The following is a 20905-nucleotide window of genomic DNA, read 5'->3' as shown; positions in this document are numbered from 1 at the left end:
AATATCAGGCTACAGTAAAGCTCCACGGGGTCTTTCCGTCCTGTCGCGGGTAATGTGCATCTTCACACATAGTATAATTTCACCGGGTCTCTCGTTGAGACAGTGCCCAAGTCGTTGCACCTTTCGTGCGGGTCGGAACTTACCCGACAAGGAATTTCGCTACCTTAGGACCGTTATAGTTACGGCCGCCGTTTACTGGGGCTTCGGTTCAACGCTTCGCTTACGCTAACGCATCCCCTTAACCTTCCAGCACCGGGCAGGTGTCAGCCCCTATACTTCGCCTTACGGCTTCGCAGAGACCTGTGTTTTTGGTAAACAGTCGCTTGGGCCTTTTCACTGCGGCTCCTCGGCAGAGGAGCACCCCTTCTCCCGAAGTTACGGGGTCATTTTGCCGAGTTCCTTAACGAGAGTTCTCCCGCTCACCTTAGGATCCTCTCCTCGCCTACCTGTGTCGGTTTGCGGTACGGGCACCTCTTTCCTCACTAGAGGATTTTCTTGGCAGTGTGAACTCAGGAGCTTCGGTACTATAGTTCCCTCCCCATCACAGCTTGACGTTATGCCGGACGGATTTGCCTATCCGACCGTCTCACTGCTTGGACGTGCACATCCAATGGCACGCTCTCCTTATCCTCCTGCGTCCCCCCGTCGTTCAAACGGAAAGGAGGTGGTACAGGAATATCAACCTGTTGTCCATCGCCTACGCCTTTCGGCCTCGGCTTAGGTCCCGACTAACCCTGAGAGGACGAGCCTTCCTCAGGAAACCTTAGGCATTCGGTGAAAGAGATTCTCACTCTTTTTTCGCTACTCATACCGGCATTCTCACTTCTAAGCGCTCCACCAGTCCTTACGGTCTGACTTCACGGCCCTTAGAACGCTCTCCTACCATTGATCCTACGATCAATCCGCAGCTTCGGTGGTGTGTTTAGCCCCGGTACATTTTCGGCGCAGAGTCACTCGACCAGTGAGCTATTACGCACTCTTTAAATGATGGCTGCTTCTAAGCCAACATCCTGGTTGTCTAAGCAACTCCACATCCTTTTCCACTTAACACACACTTTGGGACCTTAGCTGGCGGTCTGGGCTGTTTCCCTCTCGACTATGAACCTTATCACCCACAGTCTGACTCCCAGAACAAAGTCTATGGCATTCGGAGTTTGACTGAATTCGGTAACCCGATAGGGGCCCCTCGTCCAATCAGTGCTCTACCTCCATGACTTTCTATTCTGAGGCTAGCCCTAAAGCTATTTCGGAGAGAACCAGCTATCTCCGTGTTCGATTGGCATTTCACCCCTACCCACACCTCATCCCCGCAATTTTCAACTTGCGTGGGTTCGGGCCTCCAGTCAGTGTTACCTGACCTTCACCCTGGACATGGGTAGATCACACGGTTTCGGGTCTACGACCGCATACTCACTCGCCCTATTCAGACTCGCTTTCGCTGCGGCTCCGCTTCTGCTGCTTAACCTTGCATACGGTCGTAACTCGCCGGTTCATTCTACAAAAGGCACGCCATCACCCATTAACGGGCTCTGACTACTTGTAGGCACACGGTTTCAGGATCTCTTTCACTCCCCTTCCGGGGTGCTTTTCACCTTTCCCTCACGGTACTGGTTCACTATCGGTCACTAGGGAGTATTTAGCCTTGGGAGATGGTCCTCCCGGATTCCGACGGAATTTCACGTGTTCCGCCGTACTCAGGATACACTCCGGAGGGAGAAAGGTTTCGACTACAGGGCTGTTACCTGCTCTGGCTGATCGTTCCAGATCGATTCATCTACCTTTCTCCTTGGTAACTCCAAAGGAGTGTCCTACAACCCCAAGAGGCAAGCCTCTTGGTTTGGGCTGATTCCGTTTCGCTCGCCGCTACTTGGGAAATCGCATTTGCTTTCTCTTCCTCCGGGTACTTAGATGTTTCAGTTCCCCGGGTCTGCCTTCTTATACCTATGTATTCAGCATAAGATCCTGCTCCATTACGAACAGTGGGTTTCCCCATTCGGAAATCTCCGGGTCAAAGCCTACTTACGGCTCGCCGGAGCATATCGGTGTTAGTCCCGTCCTTCATCGGCTCCTAGTACCAAGGCATCCACCGTGCGCCCTTATTCACTTAACTATCGTCGTGAAAAGACGTTTGTTTAAAACTTTCGATGTTTGATGTCTTGTCATCAATCGTTTCATCGTTAGATGATACGATGATTCCTTATCCAGTTTTCAAGGTTCACGTAGTTCAGAGAAATCTTTCGATCTCTCAAAACTGAACAACCAACCAAGTACGCTTCCGTTCTAAATCCTTAGAAAGGAGGTGATCCAGCCGCACCTTCCGATACGGCTACCTTGTTACGACTTCACCCCAATCATTGGTCCCACCTTCGGCGGCTGGCTCCAAAAGGTTACCTCACCGACTTCGGGTGTTACCAACTCTCGTGGTGTGACGGGCGGTGTGTACAAGGCCCGGGAACGTATTCACCGCGGCATGCTGATCCGCGATTACTAGCGATTCCGGCTTCATGCAGGCGAGTTGCAGCCTGCAATCCGAACTGAGAATGGTTTTATGGGATTTGCTACACCTCGCGGCTTCGCTGCCCTTTGTACCATCCATTGTAGCACGTGTGTAGCCCAGGTCATAAGGGGCATGATGATTTGACGTCATCCCCGCCTTCCTCCGGTTTGTCACCGGCAGTCACCTTAGAGTGCCCAACTGAATGCTGGCAACTAAGATCAGGGGTTGCGCTCGTTGCGGGACTTAACCCAACATCTCACGACACGAGCTGACGACAACCATGCACCACCTGTCACTTGGTCCCCGAAGGGAAATCCCTATCTCTAGGTAGGTCCAAGGATGTCAAGACCTTGTAAGGTTCTTCGCGTTGCTTCGAATTAAACCACATGCTCCACCGCTTGTGCGGGCCCCCGTCAATTCCTTTGAGTTTCAGCCTTGCGGCCGTACTCCCCAGGCGGAGTGCTTAATGCGTTAACTTCAGCACTAAGGGGTGGAAGCCCCCTAACACCTAGCACTCATCGTTTACGGCGTGGACTACCAGGGTATCTAATCCTGTTTGCTACCCACGCTTTCGCACCTCAGCGTCAGAAACAGACCAGAGAGTCGCCTTCGCCACTGGTGTTCCTCCACATATCTACGCATTTCACCGCTACACGTGGAATTCCACTCTCCTCTTCTGTCCTCAAGTTCCCCAGTTTCCAATGACCCTCCACGGTTGAGCCGTGGGCTTTCACATCAGACTTAAGGAACCGCCTGCGCGCGCTTTACGCCCAATAATTCCGGACAACGCTTGCCCCCTACGTATTACCGCGGCTGCTGGCACGTAGTTAGCCGGGGCTTCCTCGTTAGGTACCGTCAAGGTACCGCTCTATTCGCACGGTACTTGTTCTTCCCTAACAACAGAACTTTACGATCCGAAGACCTTCATCGTTCACGCGGCGTTGCTCCGTCAGACTTTCGTCCATTGCGGAAGATTCCCTACTGCTGCCTCCCGTAGGAGTCTGGGCCGTGTCTCAGTCCCAGTGTGGCCGATCACCCTCTCAGGTCGGCTACGCATCGTCGCCTTGGTGAGCCGTTACCTCACCAACTAGCTAATGCGCCGCGGGCCCATCTGTAAGTGATAGCTAGAAGCCATCTTTCAACTTTCCTTCATGCGAAAGAAAGTTTTACCCGGTATTAGCCCCGGTTTCCCGGAGTTATCCCGATCTTACAGGCAGGTTGCCCACGTGTTACTCTCCCGTCCGCCGCTCGTTCCACGAGCGTCACCCCGAAGGGATCATCTCGCTTCCCGCGCTCGACTTGCATGTATTAGGCACGCCGCCAGCGTTCGTCCTGAGCCAGGATCAAACTCTCCATAAAAGTGTTTGACTTGCTCATTTTGCACACCGAATGTGCTTGTTTGAATTCTTTCTATATAATAGAAAGAATGTTTGACGTACTGGTTGGTTCGTTCAGTTTTCAAAGATCGATTTGTTGTTGTTCGCCCGAAAGCGACCTTTACATCATAACATTTAAAGCGATGTGATGTCAACAACTTTTTTTCAGTTTTATTTCGTTGTCGTTTTTAGCGACAAGATAAATCTTAACATGTTTCGCTTAAGTAAGTCAATACTTTTTTTGAAACATTTTATTGATTCGTTTGCGTTGCACCGTTTGTTCTTGATGCGACGCTTAATAATATAGCACGGTTTAAAAGTTACCGTCAATAGTTTTATTTAAAAAAAATCCCCTTTCTCAATTTAAGAAAGAGGTTAACAGAAAAGCACAGGGTTAATCCGCTGCCGGTTTATAGGTTCTATGGAAGATCTGCGGTCCTTTCGTCTCTTGCAGTATGACGTTTAACACGCCTTTATCGACCAGATATTCAATCATAGATGATAAATCCAATATATACTCCTGTATTTCAGGATGCACTTTCAATTCACCGAATGACCAAGGTTCTTCCCTCTCATTCATCAGGGTGAGCAGATGGCGGGCACTTGCTCTCGAACGTTTGCTGACGGAATGTTCTACGGCAAGAATCATCAATTGAATTCGTTTATCCGTCGGTTCCCCGCTCTCAATCAATTCCTGATACAGCTTATAAATCTCCGGTTCGATCCGCTTCACCTGGTTCCATACCGTGACCTCCGGATGAAAACCTTTCTCTATAATAGCCAGCCGGGCGAGATAGTGCAGGGAATGAACCATACGGCTGTAGGAATCCAAGTACTGGCCGGAATCGTACAAATCTTTGGATTCACTGTAACTTCGAATCAGCTTCGCAAACTCGATCGCTTTCTTCAAATCACGAGTCTTCTGTGGGAATTCCCTTAAGTTTTCTTTTAAGTGGCTTACATACTCATTTCTTTCAAATACAATCGTCCCGTTGATGACCCATTCTACAGAACGGCGGTAGGAGCTGGTGTCGATCCAATGCTGAAGCAATGTTTCATCTACTATATGCATGGCTGCCGATTTATTATCGAATTCGTAATGTTTTACATACCATAATTCTTCCGCATCCCTGACAATAATGAAAAGAATAACATCGAAATTATCGGTAACAGGGCTGATCGGCTTCATCTTCTCCAATAGCAGAATACCGAGTGTATTGCTTTGGCTCGCGCGCTCTTGATAGATCGGGCGTAATACATCTTCCATTTTTCTTCCTCCAGATTCAGTTTCCCTTACGTATCTTTTTATTCGCTGTTATTTGGCAAATTCCTTTTTTCCATGCGTATTTATGGCAGGAAAAATATGCTATACTACTTGGTAGATACGAAGGAGGGACCGGCATGGCCTTGAAATACAGCAGCAAGATCAATAAGATTCGTTCCTTTGCTTTCTGGCTGATTTTTCTGGGGATTGGTGTCATGTATATCGGCATCGTCTTCAAACAGACTCCTTGGTTAATGACTGTCTTCATGATTCTGGGAATGTTGTTCGTCGGTTTGAGTACCGTCGTTTATTTCTGGATCGGTTTATTGTCGACAAGGACCATCCAAATCATCTGTCCTTCCTGCGAGAAGCCGACAAAGATGCTCGGAAGGGTGGATGCCTGCATGCACTGCGACCAACCACTGACCATGGATCCGTCCTTGGAAGGCAAAGAATTCGACGAACGCTACAATTCGAAACGATACAAACGACAAAAACCGAAAGAACAGTCCTGATTCAGAAAGAGCCGCTATAGGATAGCGGCTCTTTCTATTTGTACATATAAAAAAACTGAAAGCGAAGGCTTTCAGTTTCAATGAGAATTCTTCGATTGACAGTCGGAACATACTCCGTACACTTCCATGCGATGATGACTAACATTAAATCCAGTCACCTGTTCGGCCAATGATTCTACTTCGTTCAAGCTTGGGTAGTGAAAGTCGACAATCTTACCGCATGATTCGCATATCGCATGATAGTGATCACTGGTATTACAATCAAAGCGGCTGGATGAATCTCCGTAGGTCAATTCACGGACAAGGCCGATATCTTTAAAGACGCGGAGATTATTGTAAACCGTAGCTACGCTCATGTTTGGAAATTTACTTTCCAAGGCTTTGTAGATTTCATCAGCTGTCGGGTGAGTCATAGAATTCAGCAGGTATTCAAGCACCGCATGACGCTGTGGAGTAATCCTCACACCAGAGCCTTTCAATGTATCAACGGCTTCTTGGAGTCGATGATCTGACACAGTCATGCACCTCGCTTTCATTAACTGATTCTTGATTTATAATATTATTAAATTAGAATCCTTACAATTAGTGTAACCTCTGATAAAAGCTTTTGTCAATATAAAGACAGCTGCAGATGTTTACACGTCAGGGTTCAGCAGCGACTCTCTGCCGCCAAGCTGCTTATTGATATAGCGTGCTGCAACAAAAAGGAAGTCCGAAAGACGATTTAAATAGGATACGACCAACGGGTTCTGCAGGTCTTCCTCAAGCGCGACAGCAATCCGCTCCGCGCGCCGGACGACTGTACGTGCCAAATGGAAAGAAGCCGAAGCCTCATGCCCGGAAGGTAAAATGAAGTTCTTCAACGGATCCAAAGACTGATCCCACTCATCAATCTGGTTCTCAAGCAGATCGATATGCTCTTTCTTCACCTTCCACATCACTTCCTTCCCTTTAGGGGTGGCAAGCTCCGCGCCAACGTGGAACAATACAGTCTGGACGTTTTCAAGCGCCTGCATAAAAGCATCTTTATCGGCCCAGTCTTCCTTTCTCAAATAGCTTAATGCAAGACCTATATGGGAATTCGCTTCATCACACGTTCCGTAAGCTTCTACGCGGACATCGTTCTTCGGTACTCTCTGACCATAAATCAAGGACGTCTGCCCCTTATCTCCTGATCTTGTATAAATTCTCAATTTCAGTACCCCCGTTTCGTGTCGATTATATTTTGCAGTTCGCCCTCTCCACTTAGAAAGACGGACAGATTATCTTCAAACAATTGGAATCCTCTCGGCACATACCCCGGCGAAATGCCGGAAAGATGCGGAGTGACAGTGACTTGTTTTTCTTCCCAATAAGGATGCCCCTCAGGCAGCGGCTCTTCCTCCATTACATCAAGAACAGCATGAGCGATATCCCCGTTCCTGACCGCTTCCAACAAGACATCCGTCGCCACCAGATCCCCTCTTCCCATATTCAGAAAGATACAGGTTTCCGGCATGGCAGCGAAGTGCTCCTTCTTTAAAAGGTACCTTGTCTCTTCGGTACTCGGAAGGACAGCGACAACGAAGTCAGCCAGCGGAAGAATCAAGTCCATTTGTTCCACAGGAAAAACACGATCGAAATAAGGACGCCGCTTTCCTGATTTGGAAATGCCTGTCGTCTTCATATGAAACGCCTTCCCAAGGCGGGCAACCTCCTGGGCAATCGCTCCTGTTCCGAGCACGACTAATTTCTTCTCGCTTATTTCTGTCATGGTCGGACGCCTGTCCCACTTATGCTGTTTCTCATTCTCCATGAGCGTTTTTGCCTGTCTGCTGACCTGGAGCAGCATGGAAATGGCATACTCCGCCATCGGCCTGGCATGAATACCGCGGACGTTCGTAACTAGAATTCCCCGCTTTTCGATGTCTTCAAACGGCATCTTATCCATCCCCGCCGACAGCACCATAATCCATTTCAACTTTTTAGCGGCGGTGATTTTAGTTTCGTCCAAATCCTCGCCGTATGTAATCAGTACATCTGCATCTTCAAGGTAATGCACCCCTTCATCCATTCCGTGGCAGAAGCAGAATTCAGCCTCGGAAAACCTGGTCCGAAGGTTATGTTGTATTTCATCCGGTACACGTTTAATGACGGAAACGATCTTCATAGAGTTCCCTTCTTTCCTTGGTTTTGTGCAAAAGGAAACCATAGTCCCTGCATGACTATGGTTTCCTTCTCAATTATTGCAGGTTTTCACGAATGTATTGGAGCGCTGCTTCGACATGGCCCTCAACCTTCACTTTACGGAACTCTTGTGCAAGATTCCCTTCTTTATCAATAATGAAGGTGGAGCGTTCGATACCGTAATATTCTTTACCGAAGTTCTTTTTCAGTTTCCATACACCAAACTGCTCGGATACTTCCTGGTCTTCATCGGCCAAAAGTAAAAATGGCAGATCATGCTTATCAATGAATTTTTCATGGGATTTAACTGGATCGGGGCTTACTCCCAGAATTACAGCATCCACGTCGCCGAAGCTCTCGTGATGGTCACGGAAATCACACGCTTCCGTTGTACATCCCGGCGTCATATCTTTCGGATAAAAGTACAAGACGACGTTTTTCCCTTTATAATCGGATAGTGACACCTGCTCCCCATTGCTGGCAGGGAGTGTGAAATCTGCTACTGGCTTTCCTTGTTCAACTGTCATGAAGGACCCTCCTAAATGAATTCTACCTTAAGGGTACCTCATATGAAGACAAACTTCCAACATCAACGATCTGCCTGATGCTTCTGCCACACTTTTGCTACGAGGGCAGCAGGAAGTGTATAACCGATCATCGCTTCCAGAATAGCGATCCATTTCCCTATCCCGACAGGAATCATATCCCCATATCCTACAGTAAATAAAGTAATGCCGCTGAAATAAATGCTGCGCGCAATCTCCCCCATCCAAAGCGGCTGATAAAGGCTGGATTCAATTCGATAAACGGCCATTCCCTGATTCAGAAGGGCGGCATATATAATTCCGAACCCTATCATGACGATGGCGTAGAGAAGCATAATGGAGACAAAGAGCTGAAAAGAGAAGATCTTATGCTCGAATTCCAAAGAAACGAAGATCTGCCTAAGGCTTGCGGCGATCAAAACAAGTGCGGCCACAGTAATGATGATAGTAATCATGGCATGCTCCCTTTCCCAAGGGCGGAAGGATCACAAGGCCCTCCTTTTCTCTTATGAGGGCTTGTACGATTTTATGCTACTCTCCCTCCGTCACTTTCTTATGAAAAACCGGGCGAATGCACATCCCGCTTTACCGGACCCTGCATACGATACTGTAAACAATGGAAAGGGGGAATTGTGAATGGGTTACGGATATGGCGGAGGCTTTGCGCTAATCGTTGTTCTTTTCATCCTTCTAATCATCGTTGGTGCAGCGTTCGTATACTAAAATCGATACACTAACCTACTTACGTTAAATCGTAAAGGTGGCTATCTTTTTCCGGTGTAAACGATCGGTTACTGTTTCAACGCTCTAGAGTGAAGGAACCGGAAGAAAGACATCCTCTCAGGATGTCTTTTTCCATCTGTCTTCATGAATGGACAAGCATGCTACAATGGTTAGGAAGGAAGAGGTTATAGGAGGTTTATAAAATGAATTTCACTTCATCAGAACAATTATATAAAGAAGCACAGGAACATATCGTCGGAGGGGTAAACTCTCCGTCCAGAGCCTACAAAGGTGTCGGCGGCGGTTCTCCGGTTTACATGGAGCGCGGGGAAGGATCCCGCTTCTATGATGTAGACGGGAATGAGTTCATCGATTACCTGGGAGCTTATGGCCCGATCATCACCGGACATGCCCACCCTCATATTACAGAAGCCATTGTGAAAGCAGCCCACAACGGAGTTCTCTATGGAACGCCGACTTCTCTTGAGAACCGGTTTGCGAAAATGCTGAAAGACGCCATCCCGTCTCTTGATAAAGTCCGTTTTGTTAATTCAGGTACGGAAGCGGTGATGACGACGATCAGAGTGGCGCGCGCGTACACAGGCCGCAATAAAATCATCAAGTTCGCTGGTTGTTACCACGGCCACTCCGACCTCGTACTTGTGGCAGCCGGATCCGGACCATCCACTCTCGGCACCCCTGACTCTGCCGGCGTTCCAAAAGCCATTGCCCAAGACGTCATCACCGTGCCTTTTAATGATATCGAGCCATTCAAGGAGGCACTTCGTAAGTATGGTGACGAAATCGCAGGCGTTCTTGTAGAGCCGATTGTCGGCAATTTCGGAATTGTGGAACCAAAACCGGGCTTTTTACAACAGGTAAACGATCTGGCTCATGAAGCCGGCGCGCTTGTCATATACGACGAAGTCATTACAGCATTCCGCTTTACATACGGCAGTGCCCAGCAGCTGCTGGATATCGAGCCGGATATGACAGCAATGGGTAAAATTATCGGCGGTGGTCTGCCGATCGGGGCATACGGCGGACGCGCAGACATCATGGAACAGGTTGCTCCCCTCGGACCTGCTTACCAGGCAGGAACGATGGCTGGGAATCCAGCATCCATGTCTGCTGGTATTGCCTGCCTGGAAGTGCTGCAGCAGGACGGCTTGTATGTGGAAATGGATCGTCTCGGCAAACGTCTGGAAGATGGTATCCATAAGCATGCAGAACATGCAGGAATCCAAATCAAAATCAACCGCCTTAAGGGTGCGTTGACCGTTTATTTCACAGATGAAGAAGTGGAAAACTATGAGCAGGCGGAAAATACCGATGGTGAACAATTTTCCAGATTCTTCAAACTGATGCTCGCAGAAGGCATCAACCTTGCCCCGTCGAAATATGAAGCATGGTTCCTCACTACGGCTCATACAGATGAAGATATCGATCAGACATTGGCGGCAGTCGAACGTACTTTTCAGACGATGGCCGATGAAGCATGACCTACCCCCTCCCGTTTTTCCGGGAGGGATTTATTTTATTGTAATTTATCTGAATATTCAATTGATTTAACAAGAACGACATGCTATGATATATACATAATTCTGAATATTCCCACGAATTATGATCTTTGTTTCATTTCTTTCCCTTTTCATAGGTTCCAGCCAAACAGCTGGATCCCCTCAGGCTTATGCATCTACTTAGCATAAGCTTTTTCTTTGTGTTTTTTTACAACCAAAATAAGGTATAATGGGTTCATCGTTCGTCTGTAGCAGCAGATTGCTACCCATATTATATAGAAGGATGATGTTAGCATGAAACTCGGGGCAAGAATGATGAAGACAGGCTTGGCAGTCGGCGTCGCTTTATATATCGGCCACATGGTCGGATTTGTATCGCCTTTACTTGCTGCTATTGCCGTTGTTTTCTCCATCCAGCCATCCATTTACCGTTCGTACCAGTCTATTATTGAACAACTGCAAGGGAATACCATCGGGGCAATCATCGCTATTGTGGCCGTTTTCACTTTAGGTAATGATCCATTCATCGTTGGTTTTACCATCATTATCGTCATCGGCGTGACGACGACTCTCCGCATGAATGAGAATACCATTTCTCTGGCTGTCGTTGCCGTTATTGCATTGATGGATTCAACCGATCAGACCTTCCTGTACTTTGCAGGCTCGAGGTTTACATCGATGTTGATCGGTATCCTTGCTGCATTTATTGTGAATTTGGTTTTCCTGCCTCCACGATACGAGACGAGGCTGTTTATGAAGATCGATTCCGCCACCACGGATATTTTGCAGTGGCTGAGGGTCACGACCCGCCAGTTATCCGATGAACCTGCGTTAAAGTATGAAATCACACGCATACAGGACAACATGCGCTGGGTAGACCATACGTATCTGCTTTATTCCGAAGAGCGGACCTATTTCAAAGGCACCCGTTTCTCCAAAGGACGTAAACTGGTCCTTTTCCGTCAGTTAATTACAACAACGAAAAAATCATTTGATGTCCTGAAGGCTTTCTACCGGCTGGAACATAAAATTGAGCAGATTCCCGAAGACTTTCAGGATGCGCTCGTCCAAGAGCTGGACAAATTAATCAACGCCCATGAAAAACTGATTTTATCCCTGAAGGGCAGAATTAAACGGACACATAAACAGTCCCTTCGTCAGATTGAAGAGCCGGATATACCACTATTGGTGGAACGGCTTGTTCATGTCTACGAAGAAAATAACAACCCTGATAAACTGGTATTCCTGCCGCTCGCTTCTCAGTTAATGGAGTATTATTACCAACTGGAGAAATTGAAGAGGCTGTTGAAAAGCTACCAGAATCACCATCAGGATGATTTCATTCAAACAACGGATAAATAAGTTTTTTGACGGAAGAGTATTCCCCGTTGATCCGGCAGACCTAAATATCCATAGAAAAAAAGCTGCCTCCAAGAGGCAGCTTTTTTCTATGGAGAAGACGACAAATCTTCTTCAAATGATTTTTTCAGCTCGAACTATTTGCTATTTCTAAGCGCCCGACAACGAATGTACTTTACCTTATTTCCTGTTTATTCGTGTCCAGTTCCTGCACCTGATACAGATCATAATAGTGCCCGCGCTGCTGGATCAGTTCTTCGTGACTGCCGACTTCGACAATCTCTCCATTTTCAATCAAGACGATACGGTCTGCATGTGTGATGGTCGACAACCGGTGAGCGACGATAAAGGTCGTTCTTTCCGATGCCAGACGTTCCAGCGCACTTTGTATCAAGCTTTCACTTTCCAAATCCAAAGCGGAAGTTGCTTCATCCAAAATCAACAGAGCCGGATCCTTGAGAAACACCCTTGCAATGGCTACGCGCTGCTTCTGACCACCTGACAACTTCACTCCCCGCTCACCGACGAGTGTATCGTATCCGTTGGTCAATCCCATGATGAAGTCATGGGCATTGGCAGCTTTGGCGGCTGCAATGACTTCTTCATCCGAAGCATCCGGGTTTCCCATCCGGATGTTCATGGCAATGGATTCGCTGAACAGGATGTTGTCCTGAAGTACCATACCGACATTGTCACGAAGGGATCGGGTTTCGTAATCGCGGATATCTTTCCCATCAATCAAGATCCGTCCTGATGTCACATCATAAAATCGCGGAATCAAACTGATGAGCGTCGATTTTCCCCCTCCGCTCATACCGACCAGAGCAATCGTTTCCCCTTTTTCTACATCGAGCGACACGCCCTTCAGTACGTCCGGCTCGTCGTCATCATAACGAAAAGAAACATTCTCTATCTTCACATCCCCATAAGCGTTATCCATCTTCACTGCACCTTCGCGGTCCGTGATGTCATACTTCTCATCCACGAATTCGAATACCCTGTCCATCGACGCGATCGACTGTGTAAGAACGGTCGCCGAGTTCACCAGTCTGCGAAGCGGATTATAGACCCTGTCCATATACCCTACGAACGCGACCATCGTACCGATTGTAAGGGAACCGGTGATGACCTGATATCCGGCAAACGTAATGACGAGAAGCGGCGCCAGGTCCGTGATCGTATTCGTCACGGAGTACGTGTAGGCATTCCAATTCGTATGAACAAGGGCCTTATCAAGAAAATTCTTGTTCTTCCCATTAAATTGGTTCTGTTCATAATCTTCGAGCGCAAAACTTCTTGTCACAGGTACTCCCTGGACCCGTTCATGCAAGTGACCCTGAACTTCTGCCAATGCCTGAGAACGGTCCCTCGTCAGCTTGCGTAGTCTGGCGTAAAAGAATTTGACAGCGAATCCGTAAAGCGGGAAGAGAGCGATCGACACAAGGGTGAGCAGTGGATCCATTGTCAGCATAATGATGACAGCTATAACGATCGTAATCATATCCAGCCATATGTTCATAAGCCCGGTAATAACGAACGTCTTCGTCTGCTCTACATCATGGATGACCCTTGATATAATCTCCCCTGTCTTCGTCTTTGAATAGAAACGGAGACTGAGCCGCTGGATGTGATCGAATAAACGCTCCCTGATGTCGTACAGGATTTTATTTCCGATCCACTGAGCCAGATACTGCCGAATGTATTCAATGGGTGGTCTGATGACAAGGAACACAAGAAAAGCTGCGCCCATAAGAAGCAGGAGGTTGTCCATTTTCTCAGAAGCCGCCAGCCCTTGAGCATTGATGATGTCATCAATGACGTATTTAATGATTAACGGCATTAATAATGGAATGGAAAACTTAACGATTCCGATCAGAATAGTTATAATAATTTTACCTTTATAAGGACGGACAAATTGGAGATATCTCTTGATGCTGTCCAAACAAACACCTTCTTTCATTTAACCCTGTAACACAAGGAAGCGCACTTTTTAAAGTGCGCGGAGACTGCTTATCTATACGTCAAATAACGCTCGTACCACTGATCGATGAATTCCGGAGAAAACGGTCCTTTTCTCTGCCTGATCCACCGAATTAACGTATCTATATTGTTATATAGAATTCTGTCTAAAACATGCGGATAATTCATCTTACGCTTGTGTACATCATATTCGTCTTCATCAAGGATTTTAAAAGTCATATCAGGAAATACTTTGACATCAAGGTCGTAATCGATGTATTTGATCGTTTCCTCTTCGAAGATGAAGGGAGAACTGATGTTACAGTAATAGTATACTCCGTCGTTCCTTAACATACCGATGACGTTGAACCAATGTCTGGAATGGAAATAACAGATGGCCGGTTCACGCGTCACCCACCTGCGCCCATCACTCTCCGTAACGGTCGTACGATCATTGGCTCCGATAATAACATTCCTTGTTCCTTTTAAAATCGTGGTGCTTTCCCAAACTCTGTGCAGCTGCCCATTGTGCTTATAACTTTGGATTTCAATCCTTTTTCCTGCTTCTGGGCCGGGCATAATATCCCCCCTTCCCTTTCTATCCGCACTACCTTCTTTCCATTATAACGACAAATAGATGGGATTGAAAATAAATAGGACTGCATCAAAAGAAAAGAAGCCGCCTGGCATCCAGGCGGCTCCTTCCATTCGGGGGATTGTGACAGGCTAATAAACAGCCTGGTCAACCTTACCAACGTCTCAGGTTACTTTTTCTTAGCCTGAGATTTTTGGTTCTGCTGCTTTACGTGCTGTGCATCAGTTTCCTGTGCAAATTCAGCACCGTATTGGTTTTGACCCTGAGCAGCTTGTTGGTTCTGTTGTTTTACGTGATTTTTATCAGTACCAGCAGCTGTTTTGTTTTGTTTTGGTTGCTTAGCCATGTGTATCACCTCCGCAAAAATTATTGTGTACAGGAGGCAGGCTTTTCATTCCTCAAAAATAAATTTTTCTAACAAAAAAAGTGCAGGGCCTCCTGACAATGAAGACCTTGCACTTTTTTTCAATTAGTTGGATAGACGTTTCGTTCCAATGTAGCGCTGGCTCCAGTAGTTGCTGGAAAGAGAGCTGATCTCTACACCATTTGTAGAACCAGTGTGAATGAACTGGTTGTTTCCTACATAGATACCGGCATGGGATGCACCAGGCTTGTACGTTTCAAAGAAAACGATGTCCCCGCGTTGACGGCTGGAATCGCTGACGGACGTCATGCGGCTGTCTGCATAAATGGATGCAACCGTACGAGGGATGCTGATTCCTTTTTGAGCAAACACATAGTTAAGGAAACCACTGCAGTCAAACCCGGCCGGAGTGGAACCCCCCCATACGTAAGGCGTACCGATGTGTTTCTTAGCCTCTTGAATAACACCTTCTGCATATCCAGAGTTTGAGCTGGATGCATTTGAGGTAGATGTATGACTAGAGGATGAAGAAGACGAAGAGGAGGAAGAAGAAACCGTACCATCCACTTTGATCTTCTGACCGACATAAATCATAGAACCGGAAATATTATTCAGGCTGCGCAGTTTAGAAACAGATGTTCCGTATTTATAAGCAATACCGGAAAGCGTATCTCCGCTCTTCACTGTGTAGGAGCTTGCTGAAGAAGAACTGGAAGATGAGCTGGATCCTTTAGACGCAGAGCTGCTGCTTGAACTGTTGGAGCTGCTGCCGGACAAAGAAAGCTTCTGACCAGGATAAATGATGTCACTGGAAAGTCCGTTGATGCTCTTCAGTTTGGATACGGATGTACCGTTACGGGAAGCAATTACCCAAAGGGAATCACCGGATTTAACCGTGTAAGAACCGCTTGTAGAAGTAGAAGTATTAGAACTTGAACTGCTCTTCGTTGATGAACCTTTTTCAACAATCAAATTCTGACCGACATAAATGATGTCTGAATTTAAACCGTTCCAAGATTTGATTTCTGAAATAGATCCGTCATATTGATGGCTGAGTCCCCAAATAGTGTCTCCGGATTTAACTTTATGTAATTCGTCCGCAAATACAGAAGATCCCCACAATGATGCCCCAATCAAAGCTCCGCCGACAGCCGTCACAAGTTGCTTTTTATTCATAATTTATTTAACTCTCCCTATGTATATAATTATTGAAATTATGTGGTCAATTAACCTATGTCCCATTATTCATCTATGACACGTTTTTGTAAATAGCCCGAAACTTCAACAATTACCAACATTTCACGCTTGACACCTTATCAAATAAGGGTTTCTTTGGTTTCATTACAGTTACTTTACAAGTTTGTTACATACGTGAAGGAGTATCGTTGCAGGTATGAGGAATTCATTGCAGCACAGACTAGAGCTATAGGAGGAATAGCTATGTATGTAGGTAGAGACTTGTCCGCACTGACGATGGAATCTAAACAGGAATGGCAGGATAAAGAACTCGGTTACTTCCATTATGCCTTATCCCAATCCGCCCCTTATTTGAATGCAGAAGGTGTCACATTGCTCAGGGAGATCAATAACGAAATAAAGCGCCGCGGTCTTAAAGGCAGCAAAGAAGCTACCTGGACCAACGGCACTCATACAGTCATCGATTAATATAGGGATGGGCTTTCTGATGAGAAACTGGGAATGGATATGCTTCAAGCGCTTCTTCATCGACGAAGCGGGCACGGGCACGATCGAGCTCGCCGCCGGTGACGGTAGCTTTGACGACATCCATTTCCCAAATCAAATGGGAAAAGACGTGTTTGATTTGAGTAACCGTCTCCTCAAAGCGAATGCTCAAGCCGTATTCCCCGTAGAACCAGTGGACGGCGGCTTCCATATCAAGGTCTTCCATCGGCACCATCGGATACTGCCACAAGGAGGCCAAAAGACCTTCATCCGGTCGTTTTTCTATAAGCACTTCTCCCTCTTCGTTCGTAATAACCAAGAGCAGATAAGGGTGTTTTTTCTGTTTCTTTTTCGACGTTTTTACAGGTAATTCTTCCTCGATACCTTGTGCGAAAGCCCGGCATTCGGATTGGACGGGACACAAAAAGCAGGAAGGAGATTTGGGTGTACATATCAGGGCACCCAATTCCATCAGTCCTTGATTAAAGGAGCTGGGATCCTCCTGCGAAATAACTCCACGGACGAGGCCTTCAAAAAGTTTCCTTGTGCTCTGTTTAGCGATGTCGTCTTCTACATGGAGCACCCGGGATAAGACACGCATGACGTTCCCGTCTACCGCCGGTTCCGGTATATCATAAGCAATACTCAGAATCGCTCCCTTCGTGTAAGGACCGACCCCTTTCAAACTCCCCAATTCATCCGGATCATCCGGTACGACGCCGCCATAATTTTCGACGACCTCTCTCACGGCGTTTTGGAGATTGCGGGCACGGGAATAGTAACCAAGCCCTTCCCACGCTTTCAGAACTTCCTGCTCTTCTGCTTCTGCTAATGCTTTCGGAGTGGGAAACTTAGTCACAAAGTGGTTAAAGTAAGGGATGACGGTATCAACCTTCGTCTGTTGGAGCATAATTTCTGATACCCACACTCTGTAGGGGTCCTGATTCTCCCGCCATGGGAGAATTCTTTGTTCCTGTTTAAACCAATGGATCAGCTGCTCTCTGAACGATCCACCATTGAAATCCTTTAATATGTGCTGTACTCGATCTGTTTTTTTCATTGTTGATCATCCTTCGTGATAAACTACTATTGAAGCTTCCCGGCCAAAGGAGGTAGAGACATGGATACTGCCACACATATAGTCATGGGAGTGGCTCTGGGCGGGCTTGCCACACTGGATCCCGCTGTTCAATCCGACCCGGCTTTATTTAATGCCGTACTCGTCGGTACGATCGTGGGCTCTCAAGCACCTGACTCCGATACCGTGTTGAAATTGAAGAACAACGCTGTTTATATCAGACACCATAGAGGAATCACCCACTCCATCCCTGCTGTCGTTCTATGGGGCATCAGCATTCCGGCTGTCATTCACGCCTTTGTGCCTGAAGTAAGCTTCCTGCACCTGTGGCTCTGGAGTTTCCTTGCGGTTATTCTTCACGTCTTTGTCGATGTGTTCAATGCCTATGGGACACAGGCTTATCGTCCATTTACGAAAAGATGGGTGGCTTATGGCTTCATCAACACCTTCGACCCTTACATTTTCCTGATGCATATCGCAGGGATTATCGCCTGGAACCTCGGTGCATCCCCGGGGCCGATGTGGTTGATCATCTACTTCGTCATTGCCCTTTATTATGTCAAAAGGTATATGGATAAACGGACGATTGTCAAACGGATCCACGCCCACTTCGGTGATGTAGAACAAATCGCGACATCTCCTACGATGAAGCAGAATATTTGGAGAATCGCCATTACGACACCGGACAAATATTACGTCGGCCGCGCTGTTGATGGTGAGATAACGATCCTGGACGAGTTTAGGAACAAACCGATCGATTATGAAGACCCGGTCGTCAAAAAAGCATTAACAGACCATAACATTAAAGCTTTTTTGTCCTTTTCTCCAGTATATCGTTACGAAATGAACTACTACGACGAATACACGGAAGTAAGATTCATCGACCTGCGCTACCGGTCGAGAGGGCGTTATCCATTCGTCGCGCTTGCCCAAATTGATGATGAACACGGAGATAAATTAAAAATACTGAACTCCTATACGGGCTGGGTATTCACGGAAGAAAAGCTGCAGAATAAACTGAGCCCGATGGAGGACAGCAGATAAACAGCAGGAAAGGAGCCCCGTTTTTAGCGGAGCTCCTTTTTGTTTTAATGAAAGTACCCTTTACGCTCAAGCATTTGTTTGTACTTGGGGTTGGTGGCGACGAATTCATGCAGTCTCGGCCCGTAATTATCTATCCAGCGCAGAACGATCTGCTCGGTCACCTGCTTGCCCTGATAATCATGCCCCGCTTTCGCCCTCGTCGTTTCAAAGTCTTCCCAAAGCAGCTCCACCCATGTGGTCGCTTCATCTATAGTCAAATGCTCATTCTTTTCATACAAACGCTCAGCTAACCGCTGATAAATTTCATTCATTTCTACCACTCCAAATTTGCCAATGTTTTCGCATCCATTGTACCACATATCCTCCGATGAGCTACACATACTAACCTTGTCTCCCAAAGAGACACGAGGAGGATGACCGATGCGTAACAAGGCGAAGAATTTTCCTAATGTCAAGATGACACACGCGCCTGATGACCAAAGTGAATACCTTGCTAAACGTCCTGACGGAACAATCAACAACAAGCCCCAGGAACGAGCAGCAAGATCAAGGCACAGGGATGTCAATGATATAGGGAGGAATTATCATGGGTAACCGTATGTTTAACGGAAAAAACTCAGGAATACGTTCGCACCGAAGCCTGAAGCACTTGAACAAGCGAGTGAACGGCGAAACGGAACAGACGCAGGCAGACCAAATCACCGAAGTACAGATGCGTAAAAGAAGCTGATCATACAAAAGCCGGGCCCTTAACGCCCGGCTTTTCCTTATACTATTTTATCTCCCAGCAATGCGATAGGAATCGCTTCTTCTTCCTCTTCCGTAAGCTTCTCTCCCTGCTGGTTCTCCCTATATCCCCAAGCAAAAATACCATTCATATAGTCAATTTTGAAGGCAGCAGGCTCCCCTTCTATCCGATACCGTTCTCCCGGATGAAATACGGAGGGGTCCATCATGTAGGACTTTGCCATAATGATCTTCCGTTCATGTACGGCGAATTCGTTGACCATCCCCATCTGCTCCGCCTTCTGGGCCTTTTCCGTCAATTGGGCAATCTCCTGCCTGAGTTCTTCCTGTGTATAATCACTGTATCTTCGTTCCATCCTTGTCCTCCCTTTCTCTGTCTCTTCTTTACATCTTAACAGGATATAGGCACAATGAGTATGGTGAAAGCACGATCAAAGGAGGAGTTTTCATGGAACGCGTATGGATCACTGGTGCCGGGACCGGTTTAGGGAGAGCATTAGCGCACCGTTATGCCGGAGAAGGAAACCACGTCATCTTGACAGGGCGGAACAAGAAAAAGCTGATGCAGGTACACGAAGAGATAATGGAGTATCCAGGGACGTCTGAAATCGTCGTTTGTGACATATCAGACGCGGATTCTGTTGTGGATGCTGTACGTCAGGTCGATCATGTGGATGTATTGATCAACAATGCTGGTGTCGGCATTTTCGGGGAGCTGCAGAATTATACGCCGGAACAAATAGATCTTGTCCTTGATACGAACGTCAAAGGCACCATCCTGCTTACCCAGCATACGGCGTCGATGCTGAAGAAATCAAAAGGACGTGTTTTGAACATCATTTCCACAGCAGGTCTGCGAGGCAAAAGGAACGAAAGCATTTATTGCGCCAGCAAGTATGCGGTCCGTGGTTTCACAGAGAGTCTGCATCAAGAGTGGGAAGGGCTTCCGATGACGGCAACCGCTGTTTATATGGGCGGAATGAACACGCCATTCTGGGATCAGTCCGATCACGTAGAGAACCCGGGGCGAATGAAGGGACCGGAAGTTGTAGCGGAACAAATCTTCCAGGAAGATGACGGGCGGAAGGAGATTTTCGTTGATCGTTAAAGGGGAGCAAGAGCGTTTCTCCATTGGAAACCGCTTTTCAAGCAAAAAAAAGCTGACCGCAGAGGGTCAGCTTTTTTTGTTAGAGAGAATTACTCTCCAAGGTTTTCTTCTTTTACTTTCGCTACAATTGCCTCTACAGCTTCTGTTTCGTCAGAACCTTCCGCTTTGAAAGTAACTTCCGCACCGTTAGGGATACCAAGAGACATAACGCCCATGATGGACTTCATGTTAACGGATTTACCGTTGTACTCAAGGTTTACGTCGGATTGGAATTTACCTGCTACTTGTACTAGAGCTGTTGCTGGACGAGCGTGCACGCCGTCAGCAGATGTGATTGTGATTGTTTGTTGTGCCATGATTCA

The 20905-nt window shown here is 47.0% G+C and carries 23 protein-coding genes and 2 rRNA genes (1 of these 25 only partly in view); 9 read left to right on the top strand and 16 right to left on the bottom strand.

The features are described from left to right. From M662_RS04895 to M662_RS04885, 3 genes are all read right to left on the bottom strand, one after another. Window positions 1–2110, bottom strand: a 23S ribosomal RNA gene (locus M662_RS04895) (it extends 809 nt beyond the left edge of the window). 182 nt (window positions 2111–2292) lie between these two features. Continuing rightward, window positions 2293–3856, bottom strand: a 16S ribosomal RNA gene (locus M662_RS04890). The 16S and 23S rRNA genes sit together here, the layout of an rRNA operon. Window positions 3857–4267: 411 nt before the next feature. Further along, entirely contained in the window at window positions 4268–5140 is an 873-nt protein-coding gene (locus M662_RS04885) for a nucleotidyltransferase-like protein (protein WP_008632539.1), read from the bottom strand. Between the two features lie 134 nt (window positions 5141–5274). Here M662_RS04885 and M662_RS04880 point away from each other — a divergent pair, with 134 nt between their 5' ends. After that, window positions 5275–5652, top strand: coding sequence for a YgzB family protein (locus M662_RS04880; protein ID WP_008632541.1), 378 nt, complete (start codon window positions 5275–5277; stop codon window positions 5650–5652). A 77-nt stretch (window positions 5653–5729) separates the two neighbouring features. Here M662_RS04880 and perR read toward each other — a convergent pair whose 3' ends face one another. From perR to M662_RS04855, 5 genes are all read right to left on the bottom strand, one after another. Then, on the bottom strand, window positions 5730–6173 hold the full coding sequence (perR, locus tag M662_RS04875) for a peroxide-responsive transcriptional repressor PerR (protein ID WP_035388587.1): 444 nt from the start codon (window positions 6171–6173) through the stop codon (window positions 5730–5732). A gap of 114 nt (window positions 6174–6287) precedes the next feature. Next, the gene (locus M662_RS04870; RefSeq protein WP_008632545.1) at window positions 6288–6845 is read right to left on the bottom strand and encodes a cob(I)yrinic acid a,c-diamide adenosyltransferase; all 558 of its coding nucleotides are present in this window, start codon (window positions 6843–6845) and stop codon (window positions 6288–6290) included. A 2-nt stretch (window positions 6846–6847) separates the two neighbouring features. Further along, window positions 6848–7801, bottom strand: coding sequence for a D-2-hydroxyacid dehydrogenase (locus M662_RS04865; protein WP_026578584.1), 954 nt, complete (start codon window positions 7799–7801; stop codon window positions 6848–6850). A gap of 73 nt (window positions 7802–7874) precedes the next feature. After that, on the bottom strand, window positions 7875–8345 hold the full coding sequence (gene bcp / locus M662_RS04860) for a thioredoxin-dependent thiol peroxidase (protein WP_008632555.1): 471 nt from the start codon (window positions 8343–8345) through the stop codon (window positions 7875–7877). Window positions 8346–8407: 62 nt separating this feature from the next. Next, window positions 8408–8818, bottom strand: coding sequence for a potassium channel family protein (locus tag M662_RS04855; RefSeq protein ID WP_026578585.1), 411 nt, complete (start codon window positions 8816–8818; stop codon window positions 8408–8410). 181 nt (window positions 8819–8999) lie between these two features. On the opposite strand from M662_RS04855, the gene M662_RS04850 reads away from it, so the two are divergent. From M662_RS04850 to M662_RS04840, 3 genes are all read left to right on the top strand, one after another. Then, window positions 9000–9086 carry a YjcZ family sporulation protein gene (locus M662_RS04850; RefSeq protein WP_079478425.1) on the top strand — a complete coding sequence of 29 codons (87 nt, stop codon included), beginning with the start codon at window positions 9000–9002 and terminating at the stop codon, window positions 9084–9086. 203 nt (window positions 9087–9289) lie between these two features. Next, the gene (locus M662_RS04845) at window positions 9290–10588 is read left to right on the top strand and encodes a glutamate-1-semialdehyde 2,1-aminomutase (protein ID WP_026578586.1); all 1299 of its coding nucleotides are present in this window, start codon (window positions 9290–9292) and stop codon (window positions 10586–10588) included. 312 nt (window positions 10589–10900) lie between these two features. After that, entirely contained in the window at window positions 10901–11968 is a 1068-nt protein-coding gene (locus tag M662_RS04840; protein ID WP_008632560.1) for an FUSC family protein, read from the top strand. 172 nt (window positions 11969–12140) lie between these two features. Here the strand turns inward: M662_RS04840 and M662_RS04835 are convergent, their stop codons facing one another. From M662_RS04835 to M662_RS04820, 4 genes are all read right to left on the bottom strand, one after another. Next, window positions 12141–13907: an ABC transporter ATP-binding protein gene (locus M662_RS04835; RefSeq protein ID WP_008632564.1), complete on the bottom strand. Its 1767-nt coding sequence runs from the start codon at window positions 13905–13907 to the stop codon at window positions 12141–12143. A 68-nt stretch (window positions 13908–13975) separates the two neighbouring features. Next, on the bottom strand, window positions 13976–14503 hold the full coding sequence (gene ntdP, locus M662_RS04830) for a nucleoside tri-diphosphate phosphatase (protein WP_008632566.1): 528 nt from the start codon (window positions 14501–14503) through the stop codon (window positions 13976–13978). 185 nt (window positions 14504–14688) lie between these two features. Then, window positions 14689–14865: a gamma-type small acid-soluble spore protein gene (locus M662_RS04825; protein WP_008632568.1), complete on the bottom strand. Its 177-nt coding sequence runs from the start codon at window positions 14863–14865 to the stop codon at window positions 14689–14691. Window positions 14866–14988: 123 nt separating this feature from the next. Then, window positions 14989–16059 (bottom strand): C40 family peptidase, encoded by a 1071-nt coding sequence (locus tag M662_RS04820; protein WP_008632569.1) that lies wholly within the window; start codon window positions 16057–16059, stop codon window positions 14989–14991. Window positions 16060–16323: 264 nt separating this feature from the next. Between M662_RS04820 and M662_RS04815 the strand changes: the two genes are divergently transcribed. Continuing rightward, window positions 16324–16548 carry a hypothetical protein gene (locus M662_RS04815; protein WP_008632571.1) on the top strand — a complete coding sequence of 75 codons (225 nt, stop codon included), beginning with the start codon at window positions 16324–16326 and terminating at the stop codon, window positions 16546–16548. On the opposite strand, the gene mutY is transcribed toward M662_RS04815, so the two are convergent. Further along, a complete protein-coding gene (gene mutY, locus M662_RS04810) occupies window positions 16538–17626 on the bottom strand; it encodes an A/G-specific adenine glycosylase (protein ID WP_008632573.1) in 1089 nt (362 codons plus the stop codon). The genes M662_RS04815 and mutY overlap by 11 nt on opposite strands. Window positions 17627–17686: 60 nt before the next feature. Between mutY and M662_RS04805 the strand changes: the two genes are divergently transcribed. Continuing rightward, window positions 17687–18688 carry a metal-dependent hydrolase gene (locus tag M662_RS04805; protein ID WP_008632576.1) on the top strand — a complete coding sequence of 334 codons (1002 nt, stop codon included), beginning with the start codon at window positions 17687–17689 and terminating at the stop codon, window positions 18686–18688. 44 nt (window positions 18689–18732) lie between these two features. Here the strand turns inward: M662_RS04805 and M662_RS04800 are convergent, their stop codons facing one another. Further along, window positions 18733–18999, bottom strand: coding sequence for a YfhJ family protein (locus M662_RS04800; RefSeq protein ID WP_026578587.1), 267 nt, complete (start codon window positions 18997–18999; stop codon window positions 18733–18735). Window positions 19000–19108: 109 nt separating this feature from the next. On the opposite strand from M662_RS04800, the gene sspK reads away from it, so the two are divergent. Together sspK and M662_RS04790 are read left to right on the top strand one after the other, a co-directional pair. Next, window positions 19109–19282, top strand: a complete 174-nt coding sequence (gene sspK / locus M662_RS04795; RefSeq protein ID WP_008632580.1) for a small acid-soluble spore protein K — start codon at window positions 19109–19111, stop codon at window positions 19280–19282. Further along, window positions 19275–19418 carry a YpzG family protein gene (locus M662_RS04790; RefSeq protein WP_152413291.1) on the top strand — a complete coding sequence of 48 codons (144 nt, stop codon included), beginning with the start codon at window positions 19275–19277 and terminating at the stop codon, window positions 19416–19418. The genes sspK and M662_RS04790 overlap by 8 nt, the downstream gene beginning before the upstream one ends. Before the next feature lie 37 nt (window positions 19419–19455). Here the strand turns inward: M662_RS04790 and M662_RS04785 are convergent, their stop codons facing one another. Further along, the gene (locus M662_RS04785) at window positions 19456–19791 is read right to left on the bottom strand and encodes a YfhH family protein (RefSeq protein ID WP_008632582.1); all 336 of its coding nucleotides are present in this window, start codon (window positions 19789–19791) and stop codon (window positions 19456–19458) included. A 92-nt stretch (window positions 19792–19883) separates the two neighbouring features. On the opposite strand from M662_RS04785, the gene M662_RS04780 reads away from it, so the two are divergent. Continuing rightward, complete coding sequence (locus M662_RS04780) at window positions 19884–20543, top strand: SDR family NAD(P)-dependent oxidoreductase (RefSeq protein WP_026578588.1); 660 nt, start codon at window positions 19884–19886, stop codon at window positions 20541–20543. Window positions 20544–20632: 89 nt separating this feature from the next. On the opposite strand, the gene M662_RS04775 is transcribed toward M662_RS04780, so the two are convergent. Further along, window positions 20633–20899, bottom strand: a complete 267-nt coding sequence (locus M662_RS04775) for a phosphocarrier protein HPr (RefSeq protein ID WP_008632598.1) — start codon at window positions 20897–20899, stop codon at window positions 20633–20635. Window positions 20900–20905: the final 6 nt, after the last annotated feature.

Source organism: Bacillus sp. SB49 (genome assembly GCF_000469135.2).
In the GTDB taxonomy this organism is placed as follows: Bacteria; Bacillota; Bacilli; order Bacillales; family Halobacillaceae; genus Halobacillus.
The sequence above is the reverse complement of the archived record's forward strand: the minus strand, read 5'-3'. Positions and strand labels throughout refer to the sequence as shown.